This is a genomic window from Shigella sp. FC1967, assembly GCF_001743005.1.
Taxonomy (GTDB): Bacteria; Pseudomonadota; Gammaproteobacteria; order Enterobacterales; family Enterobacteriaceae; genus Proteus.
Genome location: NZ_MIIZ01000227.1, coordinates 1 through 263, shown reverse-complemented (window position 1 = coordinate 263; position 263 = coordinate 1). Strand labels below are relative to the sequence as shown.

At 44.9% G+C, this 263-nt stretch carries 1 pseudogene; it reads left to right on the top strand.

Annotated features, from left to right (window positions below):
• Positions 1-170: 170 nt before the first annotated feature.
• Positions 171-263 (top strand): annotated as a pseudogene (locus BHE89_RS02130) (CHC2 zinc finger domain-containing protein); the annotation flags it as partial.

Below are 263 nucleotides of genomic sequence, written 5' to 3'. Positions count from 1 at the left end.
AAAACGTCACGCTAAAAAATTAGCTCGCGAAAACGCACGTCGTACTCGTCTGTACTAATATTTTGCGGCTTATACCGCAACGTATGCAGACACTGTAGTCGCAGTTAAAGGCCGTGCTTTCTTCTGAGAGCGCGGCTTATTCTCGTTCAACAACAGGCGTAAAAGGGCTTATGGCTGGACGAATTCCACGTTCATTTATTAATGATTTGCTAGCTCGAACCGATATCATCGATCTTATCGACGCTCGCGTGCCGTTAAAAAAA